A 13,833-nucleotide genomic window follows, 5' to 3' on the forward strand; every position below is an offset into this window, starting at 1 on the left:
CTTCCAGAAGACCTCTCTCAGGGCCACCGTTATTGCGGCCACGATCGCGGCGATGCCGTTCAGTGCTCAGGCCGCCGGTCTGGGCCGCATTTCCGTACTCAGTGCGCTCGGGCAGCCACTCAGGGCAGAGATCGAACTGAATGCGACCGCCGACGAAGTCAAGTCAATGACGGCTGCCGTCGCCGCGCCAGACGCGTTCAAGGCAGCCAAGCTCAGTTACGCGCCGGCACTGACCAGCGTGCGAATGGCCGTTGAGCAGCGCGGAGGTAAATCCTACGTTCGCCTGAGCAGCGTCAAACCCGTCAATGATCCGTTTGTCAGTTTGCTCGTTGAGCTCAACTGGCAGTCGGGGCGGCTCTTGCGCGAATACACCTTCCTGCTCGATCCGCCGTCCATGCCGGCGCCCAAAGCGTCTGCCGGTGTGGCCGCAGCGCCGATCGTCAAGCCGCAGGCAGCAAGCGCGCGTCCCATCGGCGGACAAACCGGCGGGACTTACAACGTTCGCCGTGGCGACACCCTGGGCAAGATCGCCGAACAGCATCTGCCGCAAGGCGTTGCGGTCGACCAGATGCTGGTGGCGCTCTACCGCGCGAACCCCGATGCCTTTGTTGGCAACAACGTGAACCGGCTGCGCTCGGGCGTGATTCTTAACGTGCCCGATGCCGCCGAGGTCAGCGCAATTCCGCGCGCCGAAGCGCGCCGCGAAGTTGTTGCTCATGCAGCCGACTTCGCCGACTACCGTCGCCGCGTTGCGGCGCGCGTTGCGCAGACCGCACCCGAGCCAGAAACTGCGCCGTCGGGTCAGACCAGCAGCGGCAAGATTACCGCCAAGGTGGAAGAGCCCACCTTGCCAAGCGCCGCGAGCAAGGATCAGGTCAAGGTTTCCAAAACAGTCGACGACGCCACACCTGCGGTCGCCGACAATGGCACGGCAATGGCCGCCGCCACCGAGCGTTTGAAGTCACTCGAAGAAGATCTGGTCGCACGCGACAAGGCCCTGCGCGAGGCCACGGATCGTCTGGCTGCGCTTGAAGCCAATATCGCTGAGTTGCAAAAACTCATCGCGCTGAAGAACGAGAATCTCGCCGCACTTCAGACGCAAGCGAGCACGCCTGCACCGGCACCCACCGCGGCGGCGCCGGCACCTGAACCTGTAGCGCCCGCGCCTGAGGCGTCCGCGCCCATGGCAGCGCCAAAAACCGAGACGCCGCCTGCCAGCGCTGCTGAGCAGGACGCGATCGACAAAGAACTCAAGGCGCTGGTGGCGCCCGAGCCTGCAGCCGAACCGGCCGTGGCGCCGGCGCCGCCCGTTGAGGCACCAGCCCCCGTCGCAGCGGAGCCGGCGCCGACGCCAGCTCCCGCTCCTGCACCGACGGCGCCGCCACCGGCGGAGCCCAGCTTCCTCGATTCATTGATCGCCAATCCGACTACCCTATACGGTGGCGGCGGCATTCTCGCCTTGTTGCTCGGCTACGGCCTGCTTCGCAGCCGCAAGAATCGCGCCGCATCGCCCGAGGCAACCGCGATGGCATCGGTTTTCCCGCCTGACCAGAATTCGGTGTTCGGTGAAACGGGTGGCCAGAGTGTCGATACCGGTAGCAGTAGTCTGATTCAGACCGATTTCAGTCAATCCGGCTTGTCGGCCATTGATGCCGACGAGGGGGTTGATCCGGTGGCCGAGGCCGATGTCTATATGGCCTACGGCCGCGACGCGCAGGCTGAAGAGATTCTTCTGGATGCGCTCAAGGGCGATCCGAACCGTTCGGCGGTTCATGTCAAGCTGCTCGAAATCTACGGCCAGCGCAAGAACATGAAGCAGTTTGAAACCACGGCGACCGAGTTGTATTCGGTGACCGGTGGCAATGGCCCGGACTGGGCGAAAGCGGCCGAAATGGGCCGCAAGCTCGACCCGGAGAACCCGCTGTTCCTGCGCGGACCGCAGAGCGAAATCGATCTGCCGCTTGACGAAGCGCTTCCGGACGCGGCTGGCTTCAAGGCGGATGACGACACGACGGATGACAAGGCAGCATTTTCTGCGCCAGTCGCCGAGGCAGCCGTGGAAGCGGCGCCTTCGGATATCGATGCGGCCATTGACGGTGACGAGTCAGCCGAGATGCCGCTCGACTTCTCCTCGTCCGTGCCGAATCCCGATGCGCCTTCTCCGTCACAGCTGAAAGATACTTGGGCAATCCCCGGCGACCTGAACCAATACACCGACTCCGATCTTGAAGCAGCGGCGGTGGCTCAGATCGAAGAGGAGGCGGCGTCTGATGCCGCTGAGGCGCCAGACGCGCTTGATTCGGGCGATCTTGACTTCAACCTGGATCTCGATGAGGCCGAAGCGCTACCCACGGCGGACGCAGCCTCCATGGAAGCCACCGAAGTGGCGGGCCGACGTCTGGACGAGAGTTTCACCACGACCGATACAGGGCTTGAGTTCAACCTCGATCTGGCAGATGGCGACGAGGTTGCAGACGCATCGCTGGATGTGACGCGTGTCGATGGCGTCGAGCCAACTGCGGATGCCGATGTCGGCCAAGCCAGCGATCTGGATTTCGATGCCGAGATCACCCTGCCGGAAGTGGATGCAGACGCCGAGCCTGACGTCGATGCCGGTGTGAAGGTCGCGCCTGAGGCCGAGACCGCGGCAGAACCGGAAGCAGAAGCCGAGGCGGATCTGGACCTGGATCTGCCAAAAGAAGATGAGACCAAGGCGTCTGCAGACGCCGCGGGTGTGTCGGTAGTTGATCTCGAGAAAACAAATTTCGATGGCAGTTTGCTGGATTTCGATTTTGATCTTGATGAAGGCCAACCTGGCGCGGGCGACGATGAACGGATGATGGCAACATCTCTCGACTTGTCGGATATCAGCCTGGACCTGGAAGGTGCCGACGATGAGGTCAAGCCGGCTGACGCCGGGCCAGAAAATGCAGCCGCTGAACCGCCGGCCGAAGTTGCTGATGATGCAGTCGGCGACAAACTCGATATCGATGTTGGCGACGAGTTGGACGATGAAGCGCCGGTATTTGACGAACCTGCCCCCGCGGCTGCCGAAGCCGATGAGCAGGCTCAGGAAGACGACATGATGGCATCGCTGTCCAAGAGCGTTGTAACCTCGCTCACCGATAGCCGCAGCATGCCGGACCTTCCCGATGACGAGGATCTGAATCAGGAAGTCGACACCAAGCTCGAACTGGCGCGGGCCTATGAAGAAATGGGTGACGCTGAAGGCGCCCGGGAACTGCTTGACGAGGTCATTCGCGATGGCAATGACGCTCAACAGGAGCAGGCGCGTGCGGTGTTTGCACGATTGGGGTAAGCCTGCATGACACGTGCTGGCTGACGTGATGGTCTTGCATCCGGCGGCGATGCTCACCCTTTGGGCGGGCGTCGCCGTTTTCGTTCAGACCTTGCCGGCGCCGACGCTGTGGGTCGCGGCCTTGGGTGTGTTGGCGGTCGCGCTGTGGGTGGATCGTACGCGGACGATAAAGCTGATTCGCCGCATCCGCATTTTGCTGGTGATGATTGCGCTGATGTTCGCCTTCGCGACGCCCGGGACAGCCGTATTCGCCGATGGGGCCTCGTGGAGTCCGACCTACGATGGGGTGGCGCTCGGTGCAACACATGCGGCGCGGCTGCTTGCCATGGTGTCGCTGGTGTCCATTTTGTTATCGAAAATGCCGGTGGCTCATCTTGTTCTTGCCTTGCATGTGCTGGCGTCGGCACTGCGGCCTTTGGGCGTGAGCCCGGAGCGCGCCGCCGTGCGGTTGAGCCTGGTGCTGGCCGAGCTTGACGGTCCGCGCATGCGGTGGCGCGACTGGCTTGAAACAGTGGAGGCGCCCGCAACACAAGGCGCGCTGACGCTCGAGGCCTTGCCTTGGCGTGTGCAAGATCACGGCGCTGTTGCCCTTGTTTTTTTTGTGGGTCTTGTTTGGTGGTGGGTTTGATGCGTACCGTACTGAGTGTCGAATACGCTGGCGAGTCCTTTGAGGGCTGGCAGACGCAGCCGCATGGCAGGACGGTGCAGGACGCACTGGAACTGGCGTTGGCGCGGATCGCCGATGCACCTGTGCCGACAGTGTGTGCCGGCCGCACGGATACGGGGGTTCACGCCACGACGCAGATTGCTCACTTCGATGCCCCGGTGGCACGACCCCTCAGCGCGTGGGTGAGGGGTGTCAACAGCCATTTGCCGGATGGCGTGTCGGTACGATGGGCGCAAGGGGTGGCCGATGATTTTCATGCACGCTTCAGCGCCACGGCCCGTCACTATCGCTACGTGCTGTTCAACGGCCCTGTACGCCCGGCCTTGCTGCATGCCCGCGTGGGCTGGTTCCATCGCCCGCTAGATGCAGGCGCAATGGCAAAAGCGGCGCTGGCCCTGGTTGGCAAGCACGATTTCACCGCTTTCCGCGCGGCGAGCTGTCAGGCGCATTCGCCGGTGCGTACCATGCGACACGCCCGGGTTCAGCGCCATGGCGAGTATGTTATTTTCGATTTTTGCGCCGACGCCTTCCTGCACCACATGATCCGAAATCTGGTGGGTGCCCTGGTGTATGTCGGCAAGGGTGCTCAGCCCTTGGACTGGCTGACGGTGCTGTTGTGCGGGCGCGATCGCACGCTCGCGGCGCCGACCTTCTCGGCGTCGGGCTTGTATCTGTGTGGTGTCGAGTATCCGGATCAATGGTCCTTGCCGGGGCAGGGGCGTATCATTTGCACTCCGCAACTTGCCCTGCCTGAATCGTGCATCGAACCCGAATCAAAATTTGTGGACTGACCCGCACACAAGACGTTGACGCGGCTGTCGCGTCGGGCGCCGATGCTGTGGGTTTTGTTTTTTATCCCCCCAGTCCGCGCAATGTCACGATCGAACAGGCGGCGGTCTTGATGGCGCGGGTGCCGCCTTTCGTGACCATCGTGGCCTTGTTTGTCAATGCTGATCCGGCCTGGGTCCGCGAGGCGCTGGCGCGGTTGCCGATTCAGTTGTTGCAGTTTCACGGCGATGAAACCGAAGCGGACTGCCTGCAGTACGGCCGCCCCTACATCCGCGCCGCGCGGATGCGGGCGGGGGTCGATCTGGTAGAATACGCAGCTGGTTTTCCGTCGGCGCGTGGCCTGTTGCTGGACGCCTTTGTCGAAGGCTACGGCGGCGGTGGAAAAGTGTTTGATTGGTCCTTGATCCCCCCGGATTTTGATCGGCCCCTGATTCTGTCGGGCGGCTTGTCGGCGGACAACGTTATCGATGCCATGCGGCGCGTTCGCCCATGGGCGGTGGACGTGTCCAGCGGTGTCGAAGCGGGCAAGGGAATCAAGGATGCCGAGGCGATCGCCCGGTTTATTTCCGGAGTTAAAGATGCAGATGGCTGACACGCCGTATCAGATGCCCGACGCGCAAGGCCATTTTGGGCCGTATGGTGGCGTGTTTGTGGCCGAGACGCTGATCCCCGCCCTGGACAGTCTTCGTGAGGCCTATGCTGCCTGCCAGAAGGATCCGGCCTTCATGGAGGAGTATCGCTACGAGTTGCGCCACTTTGTTGGCCGACCGAGCCCGATTTACCATGCCCAGCGTTGGTCCGAATTGCTGGGCGGCGCGCAGATCTACCTCAAGCGCGAAGATCTCAACCACACTGGCGCGCACAAGATCAACAACTGTATCGGTCAGGCGCTTTTGGCTCGTCATATGGGCAAACCGCGCGTGATCGCCGAAACCGGCGCCGGCCAGCACGGCGTGGCAACGGCAACCGTTGCGGCACGCTATGGGCTGGAGTGCGTGGTGTACATGGGCTCCGAAGACATCCGCCGGCAAGCCGCGAACGTCTATCGCATGAAGTTGCTGGGCGCCAGCGTTGTGCCGGTCGAGTCGGGCTCGCGCACGCTCAAGGACGCCCTGAATGAAGCCATGCGCGATTGGGTGACCAACATCCATGACACCTTCTACATCATTGGCACGGTGGCCGGCCCGCACCCCTATCCGCAAATGGTGCGTGATTTCCAGAAGGTCATCGGTGAAGAATGCCTGACTCAGATGCCGGAGATGACCGGGCGTCAGCCTGATGCTGTCATTGCGTGCGTTGGCGGCGGGTCGAATGCAATGGGTATTTTCTACCCGTATATCCCGCATGCGGATGTGCGATTGATTGGTGTTGAGGCCGCCGGTGATGGTCTTGATTCCGGGCGGCATGCGGCCTCTTTGAGTGCCGGGCGTCCTGGGGTGCTGCACGGCAACCGCACCTATCTGCTGCAGAACGAGGACGGGCAGATCATCGAAACCCACTCGATCTCCGCTGGCCTGGACTATCCGGGGGTTGGGCCCGAGCACGCCTGGCTTAAAGACTGCAGCCGCGCCGAGTATGTCGGGGTGACCGACGCCGAAGCACTGCAGGCGTTTCACGATTTGTGCCGCTACGAAGGTATTATCCCGGCCCTCGAGTCCTCGCATGCCCTGGCATACGCGGCAAAGCTCGCGCCGACGCTGGGCAAGGACAAGGTGCTGCTGGTGAATTTGTCCGGACGTGGCGACAAAGACATGCATACGGTGGCCGAAAAGTCCGGCATCCAGTTCTGATTTTTGGCCGGGTGCACTCAGCCCGGCGTGTAGGTGTTTATGTCACGAATTCAATCTTGTTTTGAACAGTTGCGTGCGGCCGGTCGGCGCGGACTGATTCCTTTTATCACCGCAGGCGACCCGTCGCCCGAGGCGTCCTTGCCGCTGATGCATGCGCTGGTCGATGGCGGCGCCGATATCATCGAACTGGGTGTACCGTTTTCAGACCCGATGGCTGATGGCCCAACCATTCAACGTGCCTCCGAGCGGGCGCTCGCCGCAGGCATGTCCCTGCGCAAAGTGCTTGCACTGGTCGAGGCGTTCCGCAAGACCAACACCACCACGCCGGTGGTGCTCATGGGCTACGCCAACCCCATCGAAGCCATGGGGGCCGAAGCCTTCGTTGCTGCGGCTGCTGCCGTGGGCGTCGATGGCGTACTGGTGGTGGATTACCCGCCGCAGGAGTGCGTTGCTTTCGCCGGCATCGCCAAGAGCGCGGGGATCGATCCCATCTTTCTGTTGGCGCCAACCTCGCTCGAGTCGCGTTTTGACGATGTGGCGAAGGCCGGTAGTGGCTATATCTACTATGTTTCCCTGAAAGGGGTGACCGGCTCAGCCAAGCTGGATCTCGACGAGGTCGCCCAGCGGATTCCGTTGATCCGCGAGCGTGTTGGCATGCCGGTCGGCGTTGGCTTCGGCATTCGTGACGCCGAAACGGCCAAGGCGGTCGGCGCCGTGGCTGACGCGGTTGTGATTGGCAGCCGGATTATCGAAGAAATTGAACACGCTGGCCCCGACGCCGCGGTCGCGCGCGTGACGGCTTTTCTGCGCTCGATTCGCGAGGCGCTAGACAGTCTTGGAGAACCCCGCTCATGAGTTGGCTTCAGAAACTGCTGCCCCCGAAGATCAAGCGTGATGACAGCGCCGCCCGCAAGTCGATTCCCGAGGGATTGTGGAGCAAGTGCCCGGCCTGCGAAGCGGTGCTCTATCGCTCCGACCTGGAAAGCAACCACAGCGTTTGCCCCAAGTGCAGCCATCATCAGCGCATTCGTGCGCGCGAACGCCTGAATCTGCTGCTCGATCCCGAAGGCCGATTCGAGATCGGCGCCGACGTGACGCCGATGGACTTGCTCAAGTTCAAGGATTCGAAACGTTACCCTGATCGGCTCAAGGCCGCTGCACGTGAGACGGGCGAGCAGGACGCGATGGTTGTGCTGCAAGGTGCCATTTTGAGTGTGCCGGTGGTGGTGGCCTGCTTTGAATTCGACTTCCTTGGCGGCTCGATGGGCTCGGTGGTGGGCGAGCGCTTCGTGCGAGGTGTTCACGCAGCCATCGAACAGCGCGTGCCGTTTATCTGCATCACCGCCACGGGCGGGGCGCGCATGCAGGAAGGGTTGTTTTCGCTCATGCAGATGGCCAAGACCACGGCGGCCATCAATCAACTGGCCGTGCGCAAGCTGCCCTTCATTTCGATTCTGACCGATCCGACAATGGGCGGGGTGTCCGCAAGCTTTGCCTTTATGGGCGACGTGGTCGTTGCCGAGCCGAATGCGCTCATTGGCTTTGCCGGCCCGCGGGTGATCGAGCAAACCGTACGCGAGAAACTGCCCGAGGGCTTCCAGCGCGCCGAATTCCTGCTTGAAAAAGGCGCCATTGACATGATCGTCGACCGTCGTGAAATGCGTCGCCGCCTTGCCGACCTGATGACTCTTTTGACACGCCAGCCCGCTACGAATGCCTGATTCCGTTTTGCCCGGCGATCTCGCCGGATGGTTGGCCCTGATCGAAGCCCGACATGGCCAACGTATTGAGCTCGGCCTTGAGCGTGTTGCCGCGGTGCGCGACGCCATGGGGCTGTCTTCTGACGCGATTGTCATCACCGTTGCCGGCACCAATGGCAAGGGCTCGAGCTGTGCAATGCTCGAAGCGATCTGCCTGGCCGCAGGCTATCGGGTCGGGCTGTACACCTCGCCTCATCTGATGCGCTACAACGAGCGGGTTCGTATCAACGGTTTCGATACCGACGATGCCACGCTTGCCGCCGCGTTCGCACAGGTCGAGCAGGCCCGCGGCGACACCTATCTGACCTATTTCGAGCATGGCACGCTGGCCGCCTGGGCTTGTTTCGCCGATGCCGCGCTGGATGTAATCATCCTTGAGGTCGGATTGGGCGGCCGGCTGGACGCGACCAACGTGTTCGAATCGGATTGCGCCATCGTCACCAGTATCGCCATGGATCACATGGAATACCTCGGCGATACCCTTGAAGCGATCGGACGCGAGAAGGCCGGCGTTTTCCGGCCCGGGCGCCCCGCGATCTGCGCTGATCCGCAGCCACCGGCGACAATCGAAGCGGTCGCTGCAGAAGTGGGCGCGCAGTTGCAGATCAGTGGGCGCGATTTTGGTTTTTCTGGCGATCGCACGCAGTGGAAATTCTGGGGGCCTGGCGTCCGCCGTGGCGGACTGGCCTATCCGGCGCTGCGTGGCGCCAATCAGTTGCTCAATGCCAGCGCGGTCATGGCGGCGCTCGAAGCGATTCGCGACCGGCTGCCTGTGTCGATGCAAGCCATCCGCGAAGGCATGATGCTGGTCGACTTGCCGGGGCGTTTCCAGACCTTGCCGGGGCAGCCCGCCGTCGTGCTGGATGTGGCCCACAATCCGCAGGCGGTCGGCGTGCTGGCCGAGAACCTTGCCAACATGGGTTACTACCCGGAAACCTGGGCGGTGGTCGGCATGATGGCCGATAAAGCCGTTGAGGCATCGCTGGCGCGAATCAAGCATCGTGTTGATCACTGGCTGCCGGCCAGTTTGCCCGGACCGCGGGGATTGTCCGCCGATGATCTCGCGGCGCGCATGACGGCTGCTGGCATCGACGTCGGTGATCATCGCCATGCGTCGCCCGCCGACGCCTATCGGGCTGCTCGGGCGGCGGCACAGGACGGTGATAGAATCATCGTCTTTGGTTCTTTCCTTACGGTGGCCGACGCATTGGTCGCCATTCGCGCTGAACGCTGAGCTTGCCATGGCGACCGACGACGCCCAGACCGATCTGAAAAAGCGCGCACGCCGCCGCCTGGTAGGCGCCGCTGCGTTGGCGCTGCTTGCCATCATCATTTTGCCGATGGTGATGGATCCGGCGCCCAAGCCCTTGGGTGAGGATATTCAGGTCCGCATTCCCAGCCAGGATGGCGAAAACTTCGCGCAACGAAAGATCGAGTTGCCATCGCCACCCGTGGTGTCGCCGATGGCGGTGCCTGCCGATGCGCCGAAGATCGAGCCGCCGCCTGAACCTGTGGCGGCTGCGCCGGTCAAGCCGGCCGCTGTCGACAAGCCAGAACCGAAGCCTGTCACACAGAAAACGCCCGAGGACCAGAAACCGGCGCCGACGACTGCGACGACCACGACTACGACTGACGAGCGTGCCCGCGTCGAGGCGATTCTGGCCGGCAAATTGCTGAAACCCGAAGCCCCAGCGACGGGTGAGGCCTTTGTGGTGCAGCTGGGTGCCTACAGTAATGCGGATAGCGCGACGAATCAGGCGAACAAGGTGCGCGAAAAGGGATTCAAGGTATTTACCCAGAAGGTTGGGACCAGCACGCGTGTGCGTGTGGGGCCGTACGGCAGTCGGGACGCCGCGGAAAAGGCCGCAGATCAATTGGAAAAAGCCGGTTTCAAAGGCGTGGTAATGGCCCGCGGCTGAGTGGCCGGGCACCGTAATGACAGTTTTCGACTATGCGTTTCTGGGTTTGCTCTGCGTCATGGCGATTCTCGGCTTTTGGCGCGGATTGATCAGTGAAGTCCTGGCCCTGGCGGGTTGGATTCTCGGCTTTATCGTGGCGCGCATGTTTGCCGGTCAGGTCGCGTTTTTGTTTGCCGACTGGATCAGTGAGCCCGCGTTTGCCTATCTTGCCGCGTTCGCGTTGATCTTCCTGGCGGTGCTTGTGTTGGTGGCGGTTGTCCGGTATGCCCTGCGTGCGCTGATTCACGCGGTCGGTCTGGGCTTTGTTGATCGAGGATTTGGTGCGCTGTTCGGAACGGCCAAGGCGGTTGCGATTGCGTGTCTGCTGGTAGCTTTTGGGGGTGCGAGCGGTCTGTCTCGGGCCCCGTGGTGGGAGGCGGCGATGTTCTCGCCGCTGCTTGAGACAGCCGTGGTTGCGGCGAAACCCTGGATGCCCAATGTGGTGGCGGAACGGGTGAGTTTTCGATAGGTGATGGCATGTGCGGGATTCTAGGGGTTGTCGCTACAACGGCGGTCAATCAGTTGCTCTACGACGGACTGCAGGTGCTGCAGCACCGCGGCCAGGATGCGGCCGGGATCGCGACCACCGAGGGTGGGCGCTTCCTGATGCACAAAGGCTCGGGTCTGGTTCGTGATGTGTTCCGTACGCGCAATATGCGCAACCTTCAGGGCAACTGGGGGATCGGCCATGTGCGCTATCCGACGGCGGGTTCGGCGTATAACCCGGCTGAGGCGCAACCGTTTTATGTGAATTCGCCGTTCGGGCTGATGCTCGCTCATAACGGCAATCTCACCAATTCGGAAGAGCTCAAGCGCGAGATGTTTCTCGCAGACCTGCGCCACATCAACACCAACTCCGACTCCGAGGTGCTGCTCAACGTGCTCGCGCACGAGCTGCAGGCTGCCTCCAATGGATGCAAACTGGACGAGAAGGCCATTTTCCAGGCCGTCGCGGCGGTGCATCGTCGTTGTCGCGGCGCGTATGCCGCGGTCGTGATGATTGCCGGGTATGGTCTGCTGGCGTTTCGCGACCCCTACGGGATCCGGCCGCTGGTGATTGGTCGCAATGACGCACCGGCTGGCACAGAGTGGATTGTCTCTTCGGAGAGTGTTGCCGTCGATGCGCTCGGTTTCAAACTGTTGCGCGACGTCGAACCTGGCGAGGCGATCGTCATCGACATGGAAGGCAACTTCCGCAGCCACGCCTGTGCCGAGTCAACGGTGCACGCACCGTGCATGTTCGAGTATGTGTACCTGGCACGGCCGGATTCGCTTATCGATGGCGTGTCGGTGTATGAAGCCCGCCTGAAAATGGGCGAGTATCTGGCAGCCAAGTTTCGACGCACCATGCCGCATGTCGAGGTCGATGTGGTGATTCCCATCCCCGACTCGAGCCGGCCCGCCGCGCTTGAAATGGCCAACCAGATGGGGGTGCCGTACCGCGAGGGCTTCGTCAAGAATCGCTATATCGGTCGGACTTTCATCATGCCTGGTCAGGCGGTACGACGGAAGTCAGTGCGCCAGAAGCTCAATACGATCCATCAGGAATTCAAAGGCAAGCGGGTGCTGCTCGTCGATGATTCGATCGTGCGTGGCACCACCAGCCAGGAGATCGTGAGCATGGCCCGCGATGCGGGAGCGACCAAGGTGTATTTCGCCTCGGCGGCGCCTCCGGTGCGTCATGCCAACGTGTATGGCATCGATATGCCCACCCGCGCCGAATTGATCGGCTCAGACCGGGACGAGGCCGAAATTTGTGCAGCCATCGGCGCCGATGGCCTGCTGTATCAGGATCTTGAAGACTTGCGCGCGTCAGTGCGGGCCATCAATCCGTCGCTCCAATACTTCGAAACTTCCTGTTTTGACGGCAAGTATGTGACCGGCGATGTGACGCCGGACTATCTCTTTGGCATTGAGAATCGTCGTAGCTCGCCGCCGGTGACGCTGGAAGACACCGACAGCGATCCGGTCGCCAATCAGCTCGACCTGAATCTGGCGTCGGACAACTCGGACTAGCAAGGACTTTCGCGTGGCAGATCATTCCGGGCTCTCGCTCGATTTCGATACCCTGGCAGTGCGCGCAGGCATTGAGCGCAGCCAGTTCAACGAGCACAGCGAGGCGATGTACCTCACCTCAAGCTTCGTGTTCGACAGCGCAGCGCAAGCGGCGGCGCGTTTTTCCGGCGAAGAGCCTGGCAATGTGTACGCGCGCTTCACCAACCCGACGGTCTCGGCCTTGCAGACCCGTCTGGCCGCGCTCGAAGGCGGCGAGGCCTGCGTGGCCACGGCGTCCGGGATGGCGGCCATCCTGTCGACCGTGATGGCCTTGCTCAAGAGCGGCGATCACATCGTTGCCTCGCAGGGACTGTTCGGATCGACGCAGCAGTTGTTCGGGAATGTCTTTTCGCGTTTCGGGATCGAAACCACCTTCGTGCCCGCTGCGGACATCGCGGCGTATGATGCGGCGGCGCGTCCGAACACCCGGCTGTTCTTCGTCGAAACCCCGTCCAACCCGCTCACCGAACTGGTCGATATCGCTGCCGTGGCCGAAGTCGCCCATCGTCACGGTGCATTGCTGGCTGTCGATAACTGTTTCTGTACGCCTGCGCTGCAAAAACCTTTGGCGCTGGGTGCCGATCTGGTCATTCATTCGGCCACCAAGTATCTCGACGGACAGGGCAGGGTACTCGGCGGCGCCGTGGTCGGCGCCGCATCGCTGACCGAAGAAGTCTTCCGCTTCCTGCGCACTGCCGGACCGTGCCTGTCGCCCTTCAACGCATGGGTGATTCTCAAAGGCCTGGAAACGCTGCGTATCCGCATGGAAGCGCAAAGCGCCAGTGCGCTCGCGCTGGCGCAGTGGCTCGAAGCGCAACCGCAAGTCGAACGGGTGTATTACCCGGGCCTGCCGTCGCATCCGCAACATCAACTGGCATTACGCCAGCAGGGCTCGGGTGGGGCGATCGTCAGTTTCGATGTCGTCGGCGGTCGTGCTGCAGCGTGGCAACTGATTGACGCGACGCGCCTGATATCAATCACGGCCAACCTGGGCGATACCAAGACCACCATCACCCATCCGGCTTCGACCACGCACGGTCGCATTTCGGCGGAAGCGCGCGCGGCGAGCGGGATTGGCGAAGGTCTGATTCGTGTGGCCGTCGGGCTGGAGTCGGTGGCTGATTTGCGGGCGGACTTGGCGGGACTGACTCGCTGACATTGTCGTGAGACATCTCGAAAGGCGCTGACGAAAGTCCGCGCCTTTTTATTTTGGAAGTCAGTATGTAAGAGTCTGTAGCAAAGATTCCTGCGGATCACTTTCTTCAGTGGCCGGCTTTGCCTTGCTACTCGCCGGATCGAGCATGGAAGTGCACTTCTGGCGTGTGCTTTAAGCCCATGGCGTCAGCGTTTCACTGTGAGTTTGCATGGCGCAAGATTGGGAAACGCGTCTATTTCTGACGATGAACCGTAACGTCGCGCTGACTGGCTGCGCGCGTTCGCTCCAACTGATCCGGTGTGTCCGCCTCGTCGTCCAGTCACTGTTCTGCCGTGCTCT

General features: G+C 62.0%; 12 protein-coding genes. All 12 read left to right on the forward strand.

The window, feature by feature from the left end:
* Positions 1 to 52: 52 nt before the first annotated feature.
* The 12 genes from FHP89_RS08110 to FHP89_RS08165 are packed head-to-tail and all read left to right on the forward strand — an operon-like array spanning position 53 to position 13,494.
* Positions 53 to 3,319: a FimV/HubP family polar landmark protein gene (locus FHP89_RS08110; RefSeq protein WP_144172918.1), complete on the forward strand. Its 3,267-nt coding sequence runs from the start codon at positions 53 to 55 to the stop codon at positions 3,317 to 3,319.
* Positions 3,320 to 3,332: 13 nt separating this feature from the next.
* Positions 3,333 to 3,947 (forward strand): CbiQ family ECF transporter T component, encoded by a 615-nt coding sequence (locus FHP89_RS08115; protein WP_144172920.1) that lies wholly within the window; start codon positions 3,333 to 3,335, stop codon positions 3,945 to 3,947.
* Positions 3,947 to 4,777, forward strand: coding sequence for a tRNA pseudouridine(38-40) synthase TruA (gene truA, locus FHP89_RS08120; RefSeq protein WP_186300178.1), 831 nt, complete (start codon positions 3,947 to 3,949; stop codon positions 4,775 to 4,777). Before FHP89_RS08115 ends, truA begins: the two co-directional genes overlap by 1 nt.
* On the forward strand, positions 4,744 to 5,367 hold the full coding sequence (locus tag FHP89_RS08125) for a phosphoribosylanthranilate isomerase (protein ID WP_144172924.1): 624 nt from the start codon (positions 4,744 to 4,746) through the stop codon (positions 5,365 to 5,367). Before truA ends, FHP89_RS08125 begins: the two co-directional genes overlap by 34 nt.
* Positions 5,354 to 6,565, forward strand: coding sequence for a tryptophan synthase subunit beta (gene trpB, locus FHP89_RS08130; protein WP_144172926.1), 1,212 nt, complete (start codon positions 5,354 to 5,356; stop codon positions 6,563 to 6,565). Before FHP89_RS08125 ends, trpB begins: the two co-directional genes overlap by 14 nt.
* A gap of 39 nt (positions 6,566 to 6,604) precedes the next feature.
* Positions 6,605 to 7,420, forward strand: a complete 816-nt coding sequence (gene trpA, locus FHP89_RS08135; RefSeq protein ID WP_144172928.1) for a tryptophan synthase subunit alpha — start codon at positions 6,605 to 6,607, stop codon at positions 7,418 to 7,420.
* The gene (gene accD, locus FHP89_RS08140; RefSeq protein WP_144172930.1) at positions 7,417 to 8,286 is read left to right on the forward strand and encodes an acetyl-CoA carboxylase, carboxyltransferase subunit beta; all 870 of its coding nucleotides are present in this window, start codon (positions 7,417 to 7,419) and stop codon (positions 8,284 to 8,286) included. Before trpA ends, accD begins: the two co-directional genes overlap by 4 nt.
* Positions 8,279 to 9,559, forward strand: a complete 1,281-nt coding sequence (folC, locus tag FHP89_RS08145; protein WP_144172932.1) for a bifunctional tetrahydrofolate synthase/dihydrofolate synthase — start codon at positions 8,279 to 8,281, stop codon at positions 9,557 to 9,559. Before accD ends, folC begins: the two co-directional genes overlap by 8 nt.
* A gap of 7 nt (positions 9,560 to 9,566) precedes the next feature.
* Positions 9,567 to 10,244: an SPOR domain-containing protein gene (locus FHP89_RS08150; RefSeq protein ID WP_144172934.1), complete on the forward strand. Its 678-nt coding sequence runs from the start codon at positions 9,567 to 9,569 to the stop codon at positions 10,242 to 10,244.
* A gap of 16 nt (positions 10,245 to 10,260) precedes the next feature.
* The gene (locus FHP89_RS08155; protein ID WP_144172936.1) at positions 10,261 to 10,752 is read left to right on the forward strand and encodes a CvpA family protein; all 492 of its coding nucleotides are present in this window, start codon (positions 10,261 to 10,263) and stop codon (positions 10,750 to 10,752) included.
* A gap of 8 nt (positions 10,753 to 10,760) precedes the next feature.
* Positions 10,761 to 12,299, forward strand: coding sequence for an amidophosphoribosyltransferase (purF, locus tag FHP89_RS08160; protein WP_144172938.1), 1,539 nt, complete (start codon positions 10,761 to 10,763; stop codon positions 12,297 to 12,299).
* 13 nt (positions 12,300 to 12,312) lie between these two features.
* Positions 12,313 to 13,494 carry an O-succinylhomoserine sulfhydrylase gene (locus FHP89_RS08165; RefSeq protein WP_144172941.1) on the forward strand — a complete coding sequence of 394 codons (1,182 nt, stop codon included), beginning with the start codon at positions 12,313 to 12,315 and terminating at the stop codon, positions 13,492 to 13,494.
* Positions 13,495 to 13,833: the final 339 nt, after the last annotated feature.

The organism is Denitromonas ohlonensis (assembly GCF_007625205.1).
In the GTDB taxonomy this organism is placed as follows: Bacteria; Pseudomonadota; Gammaproteobacteria; order Burkholderiales; family Rhodocyclaceae; genus Nitrogeniibacter; species Nitrogeniibacter ohlonensis.

Coding starts and splice junctions, on each gene's coding strand:
- FHP89_RS08110 (WP_144172918.1), top strand. CDS start 53: ATGCCGTTCAGTGCTCAGGCCGCCGGTCTGGGCCGCATTTCCGTACTC.
- folC (WP_144172932.1), top strand. CDS start 8,279: ATGCCTGATTCCGTTTTGCCCGGCGATCTCGCCGGATGGTTGGCCCTG.
- FHP89_RS08150 (WP_144172934.1), top strand. CDS start 9,567: ATGGCGACCGACGACGCCCAGACCGATCTGAAAAAGCGCGCACGCCGC.
- FHP89_RS08155 (WP_144172936.1), top strand. CDS start 10,261: ATGACAGTTTTCGACTATGCGTTTCTGGGTTTGCTCTGCGTCATGGCG.
- purF (WP_144172938.1), top strand. CDS start 10,761: ATGTGCGGGATTCTAGGGGTTGTCGCTACAACGGCGGTCAATCAGTTG.
- truA (WP_186300178.1), top strand. CDS start 3,947: ATGCGTACCGTACTGAGTGTCGAATACGCTGGCGAGTCCTTTGAGGGC.
- trpB (WP_144172926.1), top strand. CDS start 5,354: ATGCAGATGGCTGACACGCCGTATCAGATGCCCGACGCGCAAGGCCAT.
- trpA (WP_144172928.1), top strand. CDS start 6,605: ATGTCACGAATTCAATCTTGTTTTGAACAGTTGCGTGCGGCCGGTCGG.
- accD (WP_144172930.1), top strand. CDS start 7,417: ATGAGTTGGCTTCAGAAACTGCTGCCCCCGAAGATCAAGCGTGATGAC.